The 17,728-nt window shown below is 68.1% G+C and carries 15 protein-coding genes; 12 read left to right on the forward strand and 3 right to left on the reverse strand.

Features of this window, described 5'->3' with window-relative positions:
• The first annotated feature begins 12 nt into the window (after nucleotides 1–12).
• The 6 genes from helR (at nucleotide 13) to BST42_RS25320 (ending at nucleotide 6,682) form a co-directional block, all read left to right on the forward strand.
• Nucleotides 13–2,214: an RNA polymerase recycling motor ATPase HelR gene (helR, locus tag BST42_RS25295; protein WP_165760927.1), complete on the forward strand. Its 2,202-nt coding sequence runs from the start codon at nucleotides 13–15 to the stop codon at nucleotides 2,212–2,214.
• Between the two features lie 178 nt (nucleotides 2,215–2,392).
• The gene (locus tag BST42_RS25300) at nucleotides 2,393–3,229 is read left to right on the forward strand and encodes a hypothetical protein (protein ID WP_083122269.1); all 837 of its coding nucleotides are present in this window, start codon (nucleotides 2,393–2,395) and stop codon (nucleotides 3,227–3,229) included.
• 234 nt (nucleotides 3,230–3,463) lie between these two features.
• Complete coding sequence (locus BST42_RS25305; protein ID WP_083122272.1) at nucleotides 3,464–4,318, forward strand: hypothetical protein; 855 nt, start codon at nucleotides 3,464–3,466, stop codon at nucleotides 4,316–4,318.
• Between the two features lie 58 nt (nucleotides 4,319–4,376).
• Nucleotides 4,377–5,198, forward strand: coding sequence for a hypothetical protein (locus tag BST42_RS25310; protein ID WP_083122275.1), 822 nt, complete (start codon nucleotides 4,377–4,379; stop codon nucleotides 5,196–5,198).
• Between the two features lie 69 nt (nucleotides 5,199–5,267).
• Complete coding sequence (locus BST42_RS25315; protein ID WP_083122279.1) at nucleotides 5,268–5,960, forward strand: DUF899 domain-containing protein; 693 nt, start codon at nucleotides 5,268–5,270, stop codon at nucleotides 5,958–5,960.
• Nucleotides 5,957–6,682, forward strand: coding sequence for a VIT1/CCC1 transporter family protein (locus BST42_RS25320; RefSeq protein WP_083122283.1), 726 nt, complete (start codon nucleotides 5,957–5,959; stop codon nucleotides 6,680–6,682). Before BST42_RS25315 ends, BST42_RS25320 begins: the two co-directional genes overlap by 4 nt.
• A gap of 24 nt (nucleotides 6,683–6,706) precedes the next feature.
• Here BST42_RS25320 and BST42_RS25325 read toward each other — a convergent pair whose 3' ends face one another.
• Nucleotides 6,707–7,576: a MaoC family dehydratase gene (locus BST42_RS25325; protein WP_083122287.1), complete on the reverse strand. Its 870-nt coding sequence runs from the start codon at nucleotides 7,574–7,576 to the stop codon at nucleotides 6,707–6,709.
• Between the two features lie 93 nt (nucleotides 7,577–7,669).
• Between BST42_RS25325 and BST42_RS25330 the strand changes: the two genes are divergently transcribed.
• Genes BST42_RS25330 through BST42_RS25350 form a run of 5 tightly spaced genes read left to right on the forward strand, consistent with a single transcriptional unit; the run spans nucleotide 7,670 to nucleotide 14,406 of the window.
• Nucleotides 7,670–8,377, forward strand: coding sequence for a histidine phosphatase family protein (locus BST42_RS25330; RefSeq protein WP_083122290.1), 708 nt, complete (start codon nucleotides 7,670–7,672; stop codon nucleotides 8,375–8,377).
• A 1-nt stretch (nucleotide 8,378) separates the two neighbouring features.
• A complete protein-coding gene (locus BST42_RS25335; RefSeq protein WP_083122294.1) occupies nucleotides 8,379–8,786 on the forward strand; it encodes an acyl-CoA thioesterase in 408 nt (135 codons plus the stop codon).
• A 31-nt stretch (nucleotides 8,787–8,817) separates the two neighbouring features.
• Nucleotides 8,818–10,635 (forward strand): SDR family oxidoreductase, encoded by a 1,818-nt coding sequence (locus BST42_RS25340; RefSeq protein WP_083122297.1) that lies wholly within the window; start codon nucleotides 8,818–8,820, stop codon nucleotides 10,633–10,635.
• Nucleotides 10,636–10,694: 59 nt separating this feature from the next.
• Nucleotides 10,695–13,307, forward strand: a complete 2,613-nt coding sequence (locus tag BST42_RS25345) for a LuxR family transcriptional regulator (RefSeq protein WP_083122300.1) — start codon at nucleotides 10,695–10,697, stop codon at nucleotides 13,305–13,307.
• A 55-nt stretch (nucleotides 13,308–13,362) separates the two neighbouring features.
• Complete coding sequence (locus tag BST42_RS25350; RefSeq protein ID WP_110918778.1) at nucleotides 13,363–14,406, forward strand: nucleoside hydrolase; 1,044 nt, start codon at nucleotides 13,363–13,365, stop codon at nucleotides 14,404–14,406.
• Here BST42_RS25350 and BST42_RS25355 read toward each other — a convergent pair.
• Nucleotides 14,397–15,974: a DNA polymerase Y family protein gene (locus BST42_RS25355; RefSeq protein WP_083122306.1), complete on the reverse strand. Its 1,578-nt coding sequence runs from the start codon at nucleotides 15,972–15,974 to the stop codon at nucleotides 14,397–14,399. The two genes, BST42_RS25350 and BST42_RS25355, sit on opposite strands and share 10 nt — an antisense overlap.
• Nucleotide 15,975: 1 nt before the next feature.
• Nucleotides 15,976–16,662 carry a DnaE2-dependent mutagenesis accessory factor ImuA' gene (gene imuA', locus BST42_RS25360; protein WP_083122310.1) on the reverse strand — a complete coding sequence of 229 codons (687 nt, stop codon included), beginning with the start codon at nucleotides 16,660–16,662 and terminating at the stop codon, nucleotides 15,976–15,978.
• 154 nt (nucleotides 16,663–16,816) lie between these two features.
• On the opposite strand from imuA', the gene BST42_RS25365 reads away from it, so the two are divergent.
• On the forward strand, nucleotides 16,817–17,716 hold the full coding sequence (locus BST42_RS25365; protein ID WP_276010574.1) for a fructose bisphosphate aldolase: 900 nt from the start codon (nucleotides 16,817–16,819) through the stop codon (nucleotides 17,714–17,716).
• Nucleotides 17,717–17,728 lie beyond the last annotated feature (12 nt).

Below are 17,728 nucleotides of genomic sequence, written 5' to 3' on the forward strand. Positions count from 1 at the left end.
GAAATGAGGGGCATGACGACGCAGGCACACAACCATGAGCTGGAGTCCGAGCGCGATTATCTGGCCGATCTCTATGACCGGCTCGACGCCAAGCGCAGGCGCGTCAAAGCCCAGTACCGCGCAGCACTCGGCGGACCGATCGACGTCCAGGACGGCGGAACCCTGGTGGCCCGTGACGCCGAGGTGCGCGCCCTGGCGCAATCCGCGGCCCGGCTGGACGTCGCCGATCAGGGACTGTGCTTCGGGCGGCTGGACGCCCTGTCCGGCGAACGGCTCTACGTCGGCCGTCTCGGTCTCTTCGATGAGCACAACGACCACGAGCCGCTGCTGATCGACTGGCGGGCACCGGCCGCCCGCGCGTTCTACACCGCCACCGGCGCCAGCCCGGAGGGAATGCGTCGGCGCCGCCAGTTCCACTCGCTGGGGCGGCGGCTGATCGATTTCACCGACGAGGTGTTCGGCCGCCCCGACCCGAACGCCGGTGACGACAGCCCGTTCAGCAGTGACGCTGCACTGCTCGCGGCGGTCAACGCCCCCCGCGGTGAAGGTATGCGCGACATCGTGGCGACGATCCAGTCCGAACAGGACGAGATCATCCGGCTCGACCATCCGGGCGTCCTGGTCATCGAGGGCGGCCCCGGCACCGGCAAGACGGTGGTGGCGCTGCATCGGGTGGCGTACCTCCTCTACACCCAACGGGCCCGGATCGAGCGGCACGGGGTCCTGGTCGTCGGCCCCAACGAGGCGTTCATGAACCACATCAGCCGGGTGCTTCCTTCCCTTGGCGAGTCGGAGGTGGTGTTCATGACGGTCGGCGACCTGCTTCCCGGACTGGACGTCACGGCCGAGGACGCTCCAGAGGTCGCCCGCATCAAGGGTTCTCGCGCGATGCTCGATGTGCTGGCGGCCGCGATCGCAGACCGCCAACGTGTGCCCGAGCACCCATTGGAGATCCCGCTCGGCGATGTCACGATGCAGATCGCCGCCGACACCGCGGGGTGGGCCATCGACGAGGCACGCGCAAGCGGACTGCCGCACAACGCGGCACGTGCGGTGTTCCGAGACATCGTCACCTATGTACTGACCGAGCGCGGGATCGCCCGGATCGGCCGCGGCTGGCTGACCCGCGACAATCGTGACGCCTGGGAGAAGGTGCGGGCGGACCTGCTCGCCGACCTCGAAGACAACGAAAAGTTCCTCGCGGCGCTCGACCAACTCTGGCCGGTCCTCGAGCCGCAAGATCTGCTGGCCGAGCTGTACGCCTCGCCCGAGCGGTTACGCGTCGCCGGCGCCGACCCGGCCCTGTGGCGGGAAGTCGGTGCAGCCTGGACGGTCTCGGACGTGCCGTTGCTCGACGAATTGGTCGACCTGCTGGGCCGCGACAAGGCCGCCGACGACGCCGCCGCACAGGCGCTCAAGGAAGAAACCGACTACGCCAGAGGCGTTTTGGAGAATATGGTCGCGCACGAGGATCTGATGGACGACGAGGACCATCTGCTCGCGCAGGACTTGATCGACGCCGAGGAACTCGCCGAGCGCTTCACCGAACGCGACTACCGGGATCTCGCCGAACGTGCTGCCGCCGATCGGGACTGGACCTATCGACACGTCGTCGTCGACGAAGCCCAGGAGCTGTCCGAGATGGACTGGCGGGTATTGATGCGACGTTGCCCGAGCCGGTCCTTCACCGTGGTCGGCGATCTCGCACAGCGCCGATCGATGGCCGGAGCGACGTCATGGGCCGAGATGCTGGAACCGTACGTGCCCGGCCGGTGGGTATACCGGTCGCTGTCGGTCAACTACCGCACCCCCGCCGAGATCATGGCCGTCGCCGCCGCGGTGTTGGCCGATTTCGCGCCCGACGTCCAGCCCCCGGAATCGGTTCGCGCGTGCGGGGTGCGTCCCTGGTCCCGACGTGTCACCGCGGACGAGATGCCCGGCGCCATCGATGAATTCGTCGCGGCCGAGGCCGGTCGCGAGGGCACCAGCGTGGTGATCGGGCCGCCGGGCATGCCGGGTGCGGTCGCGCCGTCGGAGACCAAGGGCCTCGAGTTCGACGCGGTGCTGGTCGTCGAGCCTGACCGCATCCTCGCCGACGGTCCGCGCGGCGCTGCCGAGCTCTACGTCGCGCTGACCCGAGCCACCCAGCGGCTGGGTGTGTTGCATACGGGCCCGCTGCCCCCGGCCTTGGCAGGACTTGCCGAAGCACCGTAAACGTACGCCGGGACACTGGTACGGCAATTGTTTCCGGGGACCACTCCATCGGGTTACCGCAAATAATCGTGCGGAAGTCCTACGCGGCTGGGAAGCTGATTCACGGCGGATTCCCAGCCGCGGGAATTGAAGCCGGCGAGCCTCGTCGGCGCCGCCCGATCGAGGGAGACACTCTCTGATGCAATTCGCCACCCCGAACCGTTCGCTGCGCGCGGTCGCCACGTTGACCACAGTCGGGGCGCTGGCTTTGACGCCCATCGCGCTCGCACCGTTCGAACTGCACAGCCCAGGTGTCTCGGCCCTCCCCGTCTCCAGCCAGGCGGTCCAGCTCACCGACGCCTGGTCGGATCTACTCACCAATACCGTCAGCAACACGGTCCAGCTCGCCGGGTTGTTCCTCGGCCTGAACAGCGGCTCCACACTGCCGAATCCGACGATTCCACTCGCTCCGGTCGCCACCCAGTTGGTGCTCAACCAGCTGATCTACGCCGTTCAACTGTTCACCGGCAACGGCGCCGACATCCCGGTTGAGATCGCCACCCATCTCGACAAGCTCGGCAACCTCGCTCAGGCCCTCGGCAACGACCTGCCGGGGATCGTCGGCGATCAGCTTCGGACACCGATCAAAGCGTTGGAGCTGGCTGTCGATTCCCTGACCACCAGCGGCAACGTGCTCCTTGCGCTGTTGGAGGCGCCCGCAGTGTTCCTTGACGTCGCCCTCAACAGCCAATACGGCCTGCTCGGTCTCGCCGGTCCGATCGCGGTACCGATCATCGTCCGAAACTTCGTGGCCACGGCGCTCGAGACACCGCTGCCGACGATCACGTTGCCGTTCAAGAAGCCCGCCGCCGCGGCGACGCCGAAGCCCGTCGCGGCGGCCGCGGTATCCGACAAGGCGGATACCGCCTCCTCAGCCCGATCGAAGAGCAAGTCTCCGTCAGCCGGCAGCAAGCGCAAAGCGACACCGGCCAAGGCGGCCGCCAAGCCGGCCGGAGTCGGGCACGGCAAGCGTTAGGCGGTCCCGGGTTCGCACGCGGTCCAGCTCAGCGCGAAAAGCCACCGCGTGCGCATCTGTTTACCCCGGGCGCGTGTTACAGCAAATGAATTCATAATCGGGGACGCAGAAGATCCGCAAATAATGGTGCGGCGACCGGGAGCGACTGGGAAGCTACTCACAGCGGATTCCCAGGCCCGGGAAGAGAAGCCGGCGAGGCCTCGCCGGCACCGCTCTACAAGGGAGAACTCGCCGATGGACATCGCCATCCGTCGCTGTACGCTCGCGGCCGCAACATTGACCACTGCCGGCGCGCTGGCGTTGACACCCGTTACCGTCGCACCACCCAGCGAGCACGCGCCGGTTCGCGTTTCGACGCTGTCGGTTCAGCTCACCGACGCCTGGTCGCAGTTGTTCTCCGACACCGCATCGAATGTGACCGATCTGGTGGTTCTGGCGCTCGGCGTAAACAACAGCTACCCGTTGCCATCCCCGACCATTCCGCTCGCGCCCGTGGTCACCCAGCTGGCGCTGAACCAGCTGGCCTACGCCGGCCTTCTACTCACCGGGCAAGGCGGCCAGATCCCGGCGTGGATCGGCGCTCATCTGACCGAGGTCGGCAAGGTCGCCCAATTGGCCGTCAGCGCCATCCCTGGCGTAGTCCTCGAACAGCTGAGAACACCGTTTTCCGCAGCCGCGCAAACGCTCCAGTACATCACCGGCAGCGCAAACCCCGTGGGGGCGTTGTTCCAAGCTCCCGCAGTCTTTTTGAACATCGTCCTCAACAGCCAGTACGGCCTTCTGGGTTTCACCGGGCCGATCGGACTTCCCCTGATCTTCCGGAACCTACTGACAACCGCCATCTACACCCCGCTGCCCTCTGTCGTCCTGCCGTTCAAGAAGCCGGCCTCTGCTGCGGTAGAGCCGAAGGCGGCCGCGAGCACTGCTGCCGTCGCGAAGGTAACCGCCCCTTCTGGCACCGCATCGTCGGCACGGTCGAAGCCCAAAGCGCCGTCGCAGGCAGCCAGCGGCAAGCGCAAACCGTCGGCTTCGACCAAGACCGACACCAACGGCAGCGGCGCCGGCCGCGGGCACAGCAAGCGCGGATAGCTCTAGGCGCCAACTGTTTTCACTACGCCTGCGAAGCCATGAAGAAAGGAGCCCTTTGATGGACAACGCCGCTCGCCGAAAGCTACTCACCGTTTCCGCCGTGACTGCCGGCACGCTGATTCTGTCGCCCGTCATCGTTACGCCACACCAGACGCCCGTACCGATTCGTGTCTCCAGTGCATCGGTTCAGCTCACTGACGCCTGGTCGCAACTCATCAACGACACCATCATCAGTACGTACCTGCTGGGCCAGTTGGCCGTCGGGGCCAACAGCACCTACCCGTTGCCGAACCCGATCTTCATCGCGCCCGTCGCCGCGCAACTCGTGATCAATCCGTTGATCTACGCCGTACAACTCGTCACCGGACAGGGCGCGAACGTCCCCGCCGCGATCATCGCCCACATCAACAATGTCGCCGACGTCGCGGCCGCCATCGGCAAGGATGTACCGCCGGCCATCGCCAAGCAGATCCAGACACCGTTCATCGCCGCCAAGGACGCGATCGAGTCGATCACCGCGAGTGGCAACCCGCTGCTCGGTCTACTCGAAGCGCCCGCAGTGTTCCTGAATGAAGCCCTGAACAGCGAATACGGTCTCCTCAGCTTGAAGGGTCCGATCGCGGTCGGGTTCATCATCCGAAATGTGCTGGCGACTGCCCTCTACACGGCGCCACCGGCGGTCGTACTGCCGTTCAAGAAGCCGGCCGCGACGCTTAGCCCGACGGTCACCGCGACGACAGGCACACCGAAGGCCGCCGCCCCGTCGGGCACGGCGTCCTCGGCTCGGCCGAAGCCGAAAGCCTCGGCAGGCAGCGGCCGTACAGCCGCCGCCGCCAAGGCCAGCGACACGAAGAGCGGCGCCCACAGCAGGCGGGGCTGACACAACCGATGACTTTCGGGGGCGGGGCGAGTCCATCCTTGTGACGGAACCCGACACAAAGGAGCCCCCATGTCCGCCCTGCCCCCGGTGGTCGATCAGCAGACCTGGCGCGCCGCGCTCGACGAACTGCGCACACGCGAGAAGGCCGCCACCCGCGAACTCGACGCGATCGCGGCGCAACGCCGGCGTTTACCGATGGTCGAGATGCCGGACTACGTCCTCACCGGACCACGCGGCCCCGTCACGCTGGCCGAGGTTTTCGACGGACGTTCGCAACTGATCGTCTACAACCACATGTGGAACGACGGTGCCGACTGGCAGTGCCCGGGCTGCACCGGGTTCACCTCCCAGTTCACTCGCCTGGAATTCCTGGACACCTACGACGCCCGCTTCGTCATCGTCACCAATGGGCCGATCAGCGAAGCCTTGGCTTACAAGGCCAAAGTGGGCAACAAGATGGACTGGTACTCGTCGGCGGGCAGTGCGTTCGGCGCCGACGTCGACGCCGCCCCCGGCGCGGGATTCGGAGTCAATGTCTTTCTGCGCGAGGGCAATACGGTGTACCGCACCTGGCACACCAACGGCCGGGGCACCGAGCAGCTCAGTCACTCGTTCGCGCTCATCGACCTGCTGCCCTGGGGACGCCAGGAGGAGTGGCAGGACTCCCCAGCCGGCTGGCCGCAGCGCCCGACGTATTCCGGTTGGGCCGGCTCGGAGGACATCGCGCGCGCCTACGGCGAAAGTCCTACGCTGCACACGTGACAACGCCTCCGGATCAACCGACCCACCCCTCCGAGCCGCACCACGGCAAGTTCGGCAGCCGACTGAACTGGCTGCGCGCCGGAGTGCTCGGCGCCAATGACGGCATCGTGTCCACGGCCGGCATCGTCGTGGGCGTCGCCGCCGCGACCGCCGAGCGCGGGCCGATCTTCACCGCAGGCATCGCGGCCCTTGCCGCCGGTGCGCTGTCGATGGCGGTCGGTGAGTACGTGTCGGTCAGCACCCAGCGCGATTCCGAGGAGGCGATGCTGACGAAGGAACGCCGCGAGCTCGACACCGAGCCTGCGGAAGAGCTCGACGAACTCGCCGCTCTCTACGAAGCCAAGGGCCTGTCCCCCGCCACCGCGCGCACGGTGGCCGAGGAGCTCACCGATCACGACGCGTTCGCCGCCCACGTCGACATCGAACTGCGTATCGACCCCGATGAACTGACCAACCCGTGGCAGGCCGCCTTCTCCTCGGCAGTGTCGTTCACGGTCGGCGCGGTGCTGCCACTGCTGGCAATCCTGTTGCCGCCTGCGTCGATTCGCGTGCCGATCACCTTCGTGGCGGTGCTGATCGCGCTGGCGGTCACCGGCTGGGTCAGCGCCCGCCTCGGCGGGGCCGATCCGCGGCGGGCGATCTACCGGGTGGTCATCGGAGGCGCGCTGGCGATGGCCATCACGTTCGGGATAGGCCACCTCGTCGGCGGCGCCGTCGGTTGACCGTCGGCGCGACGGCCGCCGCGATCAGTCGCGGTACTCGGCTGAGCCGTCGTCGAGCACGACCCGCGCGTTGGAACCATCCGGCCCGCTGGCCTCGGTGCGATACACCGCCCGGCCGGCCTCGGTGCGCCAGATCGAGGTCGTCAACGTCTCACCCGGGAAGACCGGCGAGGTGAACCGTGCGCTGACCGCGGTGAGCTTCGCCGCGTCATTGCCTGCGAGCTCGGCGAGCAGCGCCCGGCCTGCGAACCCATAAGTGCACAGCCCGTGCAGGATCGGCCTGTCGAAGCCGGCCATCTCGCGGGCGAACCAGGGGTCGCTGTGCAGCGGATTGCGGTCGCCGGAGAGCCGGTAGATCAACGCCTGATCGCCCCGGGTCGGCATGCCGATGCGGGCATCCGGTTCGCGGTCGGGGTATTCGGGGGCTTGCGGACGTTGCCCCGGCTGCCCGCCGAAGCCGCCCTCGCCGCGGATGACCGCGGTCGACAAGGTCTCCGCGACCAGCTCACCGGTGGCCGGATCGGTGCCCTTGCCCCGCATCACGATGATGGCGTTCTTGCCCTCGCCCTTGTCCTGAATGTCGGCCACCTCGGAGACCACCGACAGCTGACCGGATGCGGGCAGCGGTGCGTGCAAGCGGATCTCCTGCGAGCCGTGCAGCAGCATGCCCCAGTTGAACGACCCGACCTTGGTGGCGGCGCCGAACGCCGGGCAGCAGATGACCGCGAACGTCGGCAAGACCTGCTGCGTGATGTCGTGGCTGTTGTCGGTGGTGAAGGCCAAGTCGTCGGTACCCGCACCGACACCGAGGGCGTAGAGCATCGTGTCGCGATCGGTCCACTGGTAGGGCTGGGGGTCGGTGACCGCTCCGATTGCCGTGGGGTCGATGGCCATTGCGCGCACTCCTGAGGTCGTGGATGGAGAAACTCCATAGTCGCACTGGCAGAATCACGCCCATCACAGCGGTGGACAAGGCACGCTAGGAGGATGCATCTTCTGCGCGCCCGGACCCTCGTATCCCTGATCGCCGCCTTCTTGGCGGCCGTGCTCCTCGCCAGCTGCAGCTCCGACACCCCGCACGATCGCACGATCACTCTGACGTTCATCCGTCACGGCGAGTCGGAAGCCAACGCGGCCGGGGTGATCGACACGTCGGTGCCCGGGCCGTCGCTGACCGAGACCGGCGAGCAGCAGGCCACCGCGACGGCCAACCGGTTGAAGAGCAATGGATACGACGGCGTCTACGCCTCGGACATGGTGCGCACCCAGCAGACCGCCGCGCCGATGGCCAAGGCCCTCGGCAAGCAGGTCACCGTGCTGCCGGGCCTCAACGAAATCTCGGCAGGCTGGTTCGACGGCCGCAGCGTGAAGATCGCCGCCGCGACGTACATGGTCGCCCCCGCCGACTGGCTGCGCGGGGACACCGACTTCAGCATCCCCGGCTCGGTCAGCGGCGCCGAGTTCAACGGCAAGTTCACCGGCGCGGTGCAGCGCATCTACGAAAGCGGCAACAACAAGCCCGTCGCGTTCTCCAGTGCTGCGTCAATCATGTTGTGGACGTTGATGAATGCGCGTAACGCCAAGGACAGCCTGGCAACGGATCATCCGCTGCCCAACACCGGCCGGGTGGTGGTGACCGGCAATCCGGTGATCGGCTGGACGCTGGTGGACTGGGACGGCATCACCTCGTTCTGAGATGACGCCGGACCGGTTCGGCATGCCGCTGCGCGTGCGGTACGTCGAGTGCGACATGCAGGGCCGGGTTTTCAACGGCCACTATCTGACCTGGTTCGACATGGCCATCAACGAGGCCGTCCGTGACATCTTCGGCGACTACCAGGTGTTGCTCGACGGGGGCATCGACTTCGTGGTGGCCGCGGCGGAACTGCAGTTTCGGCAGCCCGCCCGGTTCGACGATGAGCTGGTGGTCGGCGTGGGCTTCGAACCCCTCGGCCGGACCTCGCTGAGCAGCCGCTTCGCCATCCGCCGCGGCGAGGACCTGATCGCCGAGGCGACGATGATCCACGTCTGCGTCGACGCGGTGACGTTCGAGAAGCGGCCGTGGCCGGACTGGTTCCGGGATCGAATGTCGTCGGCGTCTTGACCGCGGCATGATCAGCGACCGATGATGACCCATGCGCTATGTCGTTACCGGCGGTACCGGGTTCATCGGGCGGCAGGTCGTAGCCCGTCTGCTTGATAAATACGACGACGCCGAGGTGTGGACGGCGGCAGAGGACCGGCCGGAGCGAGCCGACCATGTCATCAACTGCCGGACGGCCGACACCGAGTCGGCCGTGGCGCTCGCTCGGGAGCTCGGTGCGACATTGCACCAGCTGTCCTCGGTCGCGGTGGCCGGCGATTTCAGAGGCGAATTCACCGAGGACGATCTCGACGTCGGACAACAGCTGCCCACCCGCCGCCACCGGGCTGCGTTCGAGGCCGAGCAGCTGGTGCGATCCTCGGAGACGCGGTTCCGCATCTACCGGGCGGGGGTGGTCGTCGGCGACTCGCGCACCGGCGAAATCGACCGGATCACCGGCCCGTACCACCTCTTCGGGCTGCTGGCCCGGCTGGCAGCCCTGCCGCCGTTCACGCCGATACTGCTGCCGAACCTGGGTCGGATCAACATCGTGCCGGCCGACTACGTCGCCGCCGCGATGGTGGAACTCGTCCATGCCGACGGCCGCGACGGGCAGACGTTCCACCTGACCGCACAGGAGTCGGTCAGCCTGCGCCAGATCTATCGGAGTGTGGCCCGCTGCGCCGGACTGCCGCCACTGCGCGGCGGACTGCCCCGCCAGATGACCGAACCGCTGCTCGCGGTCCATGGACGGGCAAAAGTGTTGCGGGACATGGCCGTAACACAACTCGGCGTGCCGCCAGAGGCCATCGACACCCTACAGACCACGGCCGTGTTCGGTTCCGATGCGACCCGAAAGGCATTGCTCTCCAGCGGGATCGAGCCGCCGACATTCTCGGAATACGCCCCGGTGTTGTGGCGGTACTGGGCTGCGCACCTCGACCCGGAGCGTACCGGTTCCGATTCGGGGGGACCGCTGGCCGGCAGGCACGTGATCATCACCGGTGCGTCCAGTGGCATCGGCCGGGCCTCGGCGGTGGCGGTGGCAGCACGCGGCGCCACCGTGTTCGCGTTGGCGCGCAACGGTGAAGCGCTCCAAGAGTTGGTCGACGACATCACCGCCGACAGCGGCCGGGCGTTCGCCTTCAGCTGCGACGTCACCGACACCGAATCCGTCGACACGACGATCGGGGAGATACTCGGCCGTTTCGGCCATGTCGACTATCTGGTGAACAACGCGGGCCGCTCGATTCGCCGCTCGGTGAGCGCCTCGACCGACCGGCTGCATGACTACGAACGGGTGATGGCGGTCAACTACTTCGGCGCGGTGCGCATGGTGTTGGCGCTGCTCCCGCACTGGCGGGCACGCCGGTTCGGCCACGTGGTCAACGTGTCCAGCGCCGGTGTGCAGGCACGCAACCCCAAGTACAGCTCGTACCTGCCGACCAAGGCGGCCCTCGACGCATTCACCGACGTGGTGGCCTCGGAGACGTTGTCGGACAACATCACCTTCACCACGATCCACATGCCGCTGGTGAAGACGCCGATGATCGCGCCGTCGGGCCGGCTGAACCCAGTACCGCCGATCAGCGCCGAGCACGCGGCTGCGATGGTGGTGCGAGCACTGGTGGACAAACCGGTCCGGATCGACACCCCGCTCGGGACGCTGGCCGAGGCCGGTCAGTACTTCACCCCGAAGCTGGCCCGTCGGGTGCTGCACCAGCTCTATCTGGGCTACCCGGACTCCCCCGCCGCCCGCGGGGAGAGCCGACGTCCGTCCTCCCCCGGTCCACGACTTCCGGCGATCCGGCTACGCGCGCCGCGCCGGGTCAAACACGTCGTGCGCCTGGTACCCGGCGTGCATTGGTGAACTCGGCGAGTTCGTGGCGACATCCAACGGCGGGCCCGGTGGGCACTTAGGCTGACCGCATGCGGACGGGCTGGCAGCTACTCGAGCGGCCGGCCAAGCACGAGGTCATCAGTTCAGCGCTGGCCGACAGCGAAGCTTCCGGCGTCGTGATCATCGGTCCGGCCGGGGTCGGCAAGACCACGCTGGCCCGGTCGGTCACCTCCTCGTTGCCAGGCCGCGCCCGATGGGCCGCCTGCACCACATCGTCGAGCAGCATCCCGCTGGGAGCGTTCGCGCAATGGGTCACACCCACCGAGGCGCGAGATCCGATCGAGCTGCTGGTCTCGGCACGCCAGTCGCTGCTTGCCGACGGTCCCGCGGTGATCGGAGTGGACGACGCGCACCTGCTCGACCAGCTGTCGGCCACGCTGCTGCACCAGATCGCCGTCGAGCGCACCGGGTCGATCGTCGCGACAGTGCGCAGCGGAGAACCCGTCCCCGATTCGGTGATGACGCTGTGGAAGGACGGCTACCTGCACCGCGTCGACCTTGAGCCGTTCACCAGGGAGGAATGCATCGCCCTGGTCGAATCGGTGCTCGGCGGCACCCTGGAGGAGCTCAGCGCCAACGTGATCTGGTCACAGTCGGGCGGCAACCCGCTGTTCCTGCGGCACATGGTGGAGGCGGCGCTGGAGGCCGGCACCCTGAGCGAGGTCAAAGGCGTCTGGCAGTTGCGCGGGGCGACGACGGTGTCGTCCGGTCTCGCGACCCTGCTGGAAAGCCGCTTCGACCACGCCGACCCCGATGCGGTGACCGCGTTGCGGCTGCTGTCGCTCTGCGAGCCGCTGGACCTCGACGCGCTGGTCGAACTCGCCGGTGAGAAGGCAATCGATGCAGCCGAAAAGGCGGAGCTGATCCGGATCGACCGAGACGGCCCCACGCTCGCCGCACGCATCAGCCATCCGCTGTACGGGGACGTCATACGGCGACAGATCGGAACGGCATCGGCCCGGATGCTGCGCGGCCAGATCGTCACCGTGCTGAACCGGCGCAAGCCCACATCGGTGGCCGGGCGGATCAGGCTCGCGGAGCTGTATCTGGACAGCGACCAGACCGCCGACACCGGGCTGTTGGTCGCCGCGGCCAAGGACGCGGTGTCGCTGGCCAACGCGCCGCTGGGAGAACGCCTGGCGCGCACCGCATTCGAACGCGAAGTCGGTATGCGACCCGCGCACCTGCTGTCACGGGCGTTGATGTGGCAGGGCCGGCCCGCCGAGGCCGACCAGATCCTGGCCCGGTTCGACCCCGACGATCTCGACGAGGGTCAGCTGCTGCTGTGGGGTGTCCCGCGGGCCTCCATCGTGTTCTGGTCACTCGGTGAGGTCGCGCGTGCCTACGAGGTGATGGAGCTGCTGCGCAGCCGGGTCACCAATCCCATCCTGCGGCCGATGGTCGACGCGGCCGACGCCGCGTTCACGATCTTCGAGAACAAGCTCCCCGAAGGTCTGGCCAAAGCCGAGGCGGTGTTGTCCGATCCCGCGGCTCCCGAACAAGCGGTGGAGACCGCCGCCTTCGCGGCCGGGATGGCGATGCCGTTGGCCGGGCGCGGCGATGAGTTCACCGCGATAGTGGCGCGCTGCTTCGACACCCAGAAGTCGACCGACGGTCTGATCCGCATGCTCGCCCGATACGGCGAGGTGCTGGCGCTGGTGCACACCGGTGAGTTCGACAAAGCCGAGACGCAGGCCGCGAACTACGCCGAGTTCTCATCGTCAGGAGAGTTTCTCGGGTGGGCGATCGCCAAGACGATGTCCGGTCTGGTGGCGACCTACCGGGGCCGGTTCGCGGACGCGATTCCCACACTCGAGCAGGCGCTGGCGGCATTCAACGCGGAGAACTCGCTGCCGTGGCGGCTGCCCGGCCGGCTGTTGCTGGCCCGCGCCTATGCCGGACTGGGTAGAGCCGATGACGCCGAGCGGGTGCTCGCCGAGGCCGCCGAGCACGTCGGCCCCTCGGTCGCACTGTTCGACCCTCAAGTGTTGGTCACCAAGGCGTGGATCGCCGCGGCTCGCGGCGGGGGGCGCCGCGCCGTCGAACTGTCCCGCGCAGCCGCCGACGCCGCGCACCGCAGCGGGCAGCTGGCGGTCGAGGCCGAGGCATTGCACGACGCGGCCCGCTTCGGCGACCGCAGGCTGGCGAGACGGCTGCAGTCGCTGGTGGCGAACGTCGATGGTCCGCTGCCGCAGCTGTACGCCCGCCACGCCGCGGCGGTGGCGGACTCCGACGGCGACGCGCTGGACGCGGTCAGCGTCGAGTTCGAGCGCGCGGGGCTGTTGCTGTCGGCCGCCGACGCCGCCGCGCAGGCGGCCGCGAGCCACCAGCAGCGCCAAGACCGCCGTAGGGAGATCGAATCGGTAACGCGGGCAATGCGTTTGGTTTCGTTGTGCGGTGGCGCCTCCTCCCCCGCGATTCGGGCGGCGGCGCGGCCACTGCCGGTGACCGCGCGCGAACTCGAGGTCGCCGAGCTGGTGGCGGCTGGGCTGTCGAACCGCGAGATCGCCCAGCAGCTGTCAGTGTCGGTGCGCACCGTAGAGGGACACGTGTACCGGGCATGCCTGAAACTCGGTGTGTCCGATCGCGATGGGCTCGCCGCCATCATCCGCCCGGGCGGTACGCGCGATCCGCAGAGTTGATGCCCGGGCAGGTATCGTTACCGCGGTGAGCGTCGGGGATGACCAGCCTACGGCCCTGCCCGTTTTCGCCGATGTCGACACCGGCGTCGACGATGCGATGGCCTTGGTGTACCTGCTGGCAAGCGCCGACGCGAACCTCGTCGGCATCGCCTCCACCGGTGGCAATGTCGACGTGAATCAGGTGTGCCGCAACAACCTCGGGTTGCTCGAGCTGTGCGGAGCACCTGCGATCCCGGTGTCCCGGGGCGCCGACCAACCGCTGAGCGCCGCGATGCGCACCGCAGAGGACACCCATGGCCCGGCCGGGTTGGGGTATGCCGAATTGCCGCTGCACCAACGCGAACTCACCAGCTATGACTCGGCCGCAGCCTGGGTGCGCGCCGCCCACGCCCTGCCCGGCGAGCTCATCGGCCTGGTCACCGGACCGATGACCAACCTCGCACTGGCGGTGCGTGACGAACCGAACCTGCCGTCGCTGTTGCGCCGGCTGGTGATCATGGGCGGGTCGTTCGACTACCGCGGCAACACCACTCCGGTTGCCGAGTGGAACATCAGCGTCGACCCGGAGGCCGCGGCCGAGGTGTTCGATGCCTGGGGGCGGGCCGCGGACGCCGATACGATTGCCCCGCATCAGCTTCCGATCGTGTGCGGGCTGAACCTGACCGAGAACATCGCGCTGACACCGAAGATCCTGAGCCGCCTGGCCGCCGCGGCGGACACCGCCAGCACCGCGATGAGCGTGCTCGACGCCCGGGGCACCCGGTCGACGGCCGACAACCACGTTATCCGCGCGCTCGAGGATGCGATGCGGTTCTATTTCGAGTTCCACTTCGACCAGGGCGAGGGCTATCTGGCGCATCTGCACGACCCACTGGCGGCGGCGGTGGCACTCGATCCCGGGCTGATCCAGACGCGGGCGACGACGGTCGACGTCGAGCTCACCGGAACGCTGACCCGCGGCATGACGATCGCCGACTGGAGCAGGCGGTGGGGCAGGGAACCCAACGCGCACGTCGGCGTCGGGGTCGATCCGGAGGCGTTCTTCGACCGATTCGTCGACCGGGTGGGTCCGTTCGCGCGGCGGCTGGCTCATTCGTAGACGCCTTCCACATACCACCGGCGCTGCCGATAACACAGCAGCAGCGCGGCACCGGGTTGGCCGTCCACCAGCACCTGAGCGCGCGCCGTGCGGCCGGCCCTGGACTGTTGGCTGTGATCCCACCACCGCTCGTCCACCGACCACGGCCCGGCCCACCAACTCAGCGCCCCCTGATAGTGATGGCCCGCACCGTCCAATCGGGCAGGCTCCGCAGTGAACATCCCACGACCGGTGACTCGGACCGGATTGCCCTGAGCGTCAAGCAATTCCACCGGGTCGTCCAGGATCACCACCGGTGCGGGCTCAGGGAGCCTGCCAGGCCACGGCCGATCGGGGTCGGCCCTGGGCACCAGCTCGTCGCCGAGCGGGGTCAATGTGATGCGCTCGGCGGGACCACGGCCACCGGACAACACCGGCAGCTGGACGGCTTCCTGCCCCAGTAAGCCCTGTACCCGAACCAGCGCACGTCGTGCCCGCAACCGGTCCTCTTCTCCAACGCCGCCCCATAGGGGTAGCTGAAGCGCTTCTGCGGAAACAACTTCCACCGGATGCAGGCGAAGCATCGTCACCGGCGAGTTCGGGCGATCCTCGGGTTGGCGTTGGTTGAGCCAGCCGTCGAGCTGCCAGCGCACCCGATCGGCGGTGGCATCCTCGGTCAGCGGTTCGGCACAGCGCCACACCCGGGTCAGCTCACCGCCATTCGCCGTGACGGCATGGATGGCGAGCCTGGTGCATCCCACGCCGGCCGCCTCCAGGCTGCGATGCAGTTCGCCGGCCAGCGTCCGGCCGGCAAATGCCGCTGCGTCGACCCGGTCGACCGGCGGGTCGCAGTTCAGTACCGCATCCAGGTCGGCAGCCGGCTCACGGCCCGACGGTCCGCGTACCGGTTCCCCGCGGGCGAAGCGGTGCGCGGCCACCGCATCGGCCCCGAACCGGGAAGCGACATCGCTGCGCGACAATGCCGCGAACTGGCCTAGGTTGCGAATACCCATGCGCCACAACAGGTCGGCCAGTTCCTCCCGGCCAGGACCAGACAGGCTGGGTTCCCCGGACAGCTGGCGGATGGACAGCGCCGACAGGAATCTGGCATCCCCACCGGGCTCGAGCACCCGGCCGGCGCGGGCGGCGAAGACCGCCGTCGGCAGCTGATCGGCGATCCCCACCTGACATTCGGCACCGGCCGCGGCGACGGCGTCCACCAAACGCTCAGCGGCGGCGGGTTCGGAGCCGAAGTAGCGGGCAGCGCCGCGAACTCCCAACACCAGCAGTCCCGGCCGCAGCACCTCGGCGCGGGGTACCACCTCGTCGACCGCAGCCGTCACCCCTTCGAAGTAGCGGGCGTCGCGGGCCGGGTCGGCGGTGACCACGTGCAGCTGCGGGCAACGGGCTTGCGCCTCACGCCGGCGCAGCGTGCGCCGCACCCCGGCGGCGCGGGCGGCGGCGGAGCAGGCGATGACCCGGTTGGCCAGGGTGACCGCGACCGGGGCCGTCGCCGGCAGTCCGGCTGCCGCGGCCGCCGCGACCGCCGGCCAATCCATGCACCAGATCGCCAGCACCCGGCCGGTCATGTCAGCTCACCCTGGACCTGGCGGCGCGGCCGTGCGCCCTGACCGACAGCCGGATCCGACTGATACGGCCACAGCCCGACACCGGGGCATCGTCACGACCCGCAGTGATCTCATAACCGCGCACCCGCGCGTCAAGACGCATCGTCGCGCCTTGCCAGTCGCCCCGGGCCACCAGCAGGGTGCAGCCCTTCTGCCGAGCCCGCGCCACCACCGCCCGCGCCCGGGTGGCGGGCACCGTCCGGCCGGCCAGCCCGAGCACCACCAGATCCATCCCGTCCATCAACACCGCGGCCACCTCGACAGGGTCGGTGCCGGGGTCCGGGATCATCGCCAGCCGGCTCAGGTCCGCACCCATCTCCACCGCGGCCAGCAGACCGAAATCCGGCAGTCCGACGACGGCCACATGTCCCCCGCCTGCCGTGACCGCCGCCGCCATACTCACCGGAAGCGAGAGCGCTCCCGACGCCACTGCGACAGCGCCGCGCGGCAACCCCGCCGGCAGCTGTTCGGCCAGCGATTCAGGGACCGGTAGCAAACTTTCAGAGGCAGGAATGACCTCATCCGCCACATCCGTAACAGGCCGGGTGACGCCCACCTTCCCGGATACCGCCGCCATCTTGCGCCGCAGCTGTTCTAGCTGCTCAGCACGGTCAAGCTGACGCTTTTCCAGGGCAATCGCCGCCGCCATCGGCCACCTCCAACCGCGATCCCGATTCACTGTGTTCGAATGTATGTTCGATAGTCCGAGTAAACACCCACCCACCGACAGCGTCAAGCGCGGAATCTCCCCCTGGACACCCAAGCCGACGTTGGTGACGTGGTGAGAAATCGCACCTGGCACGATGCAGGGCATGACGATCAACCGCGAACAAGCTGACAAGGTGGCCAATGGAGCCGGCTTCATCGCCGCGCTCGACCAGAGCGGCGGCAGCACCCCCAAGGCGCTGAAGCTCTACGGTATCGCCGAGGATGCCTACTCCGGTGACGAGCAGATGTTCGACCTGGTGCACGAGATGCGCACCCGGATCATCACCAGTCCGAGCTTCAACGGTGACCGGATCATCGCCGCCATCCTGTTCGAGATGACCATGGATCGCGAGATCGACGGCCGCCCCACGGCCGACTACCTGTGGAACGTCAAAAACGTCGTGCCGATCCTCAAGGTCGACAAGGGTCTGGCCGCCGAGGAAGACGGTGCTCAGGTGATGAAGCCCATCGATGGCCTGGATGCACTGCTGGCCCGCGCGAGGGAGAAGGGCATCTTCGGCACCAAGATGCGTTCGGTCATCAAGCTGCCCGGCGGCGGGCTGGACGCGGTGGTCGAGCAGCAGTTCGCGATCGCTCACCAGATCCTCGACGCCGGACTCGTGCCGATCATCGAACCCGAGGTCGACATCCACAGCCCGGAGAAGGCCGCGGCCGAAAAGCAGCTCAAGTCCGCGATCACCAGCCACCTCGGCACTCTCGGTGAGGACCAGCAGGTGATGCTCAAGCTCACCCTGCCCGACACCGACGACCTCTACCACGATCTGGTCGAGCACCCCAAGGTGATGCGGGTTGTCGCACTGTCCGGCGGCTACAACCGAACCGATGCCTGCGAGCGCCTGGCCCGCAACCACGGTGTCATCGCCAGCTTCTCCCGGGCGCTGACCGAGGGGCTCACCGCTCAGCAGAGCGACGACGAGTTCGACAAGACCTTGGATGAGGCGATCGCCGAAATCGCTGCCGCCTCAGCGACTTAGGGCTCGGGGAGG

The organism is Mycolicibacterium rhodesiae (assembly GCF_002086695.1).
Classification (GTDB): Bacteria; Actinomycetota; Actinomycetes; order Mycobacteriales; family Mycobacteriaceae; genus Mycobacterium; species Mycobacterium rhodesiae.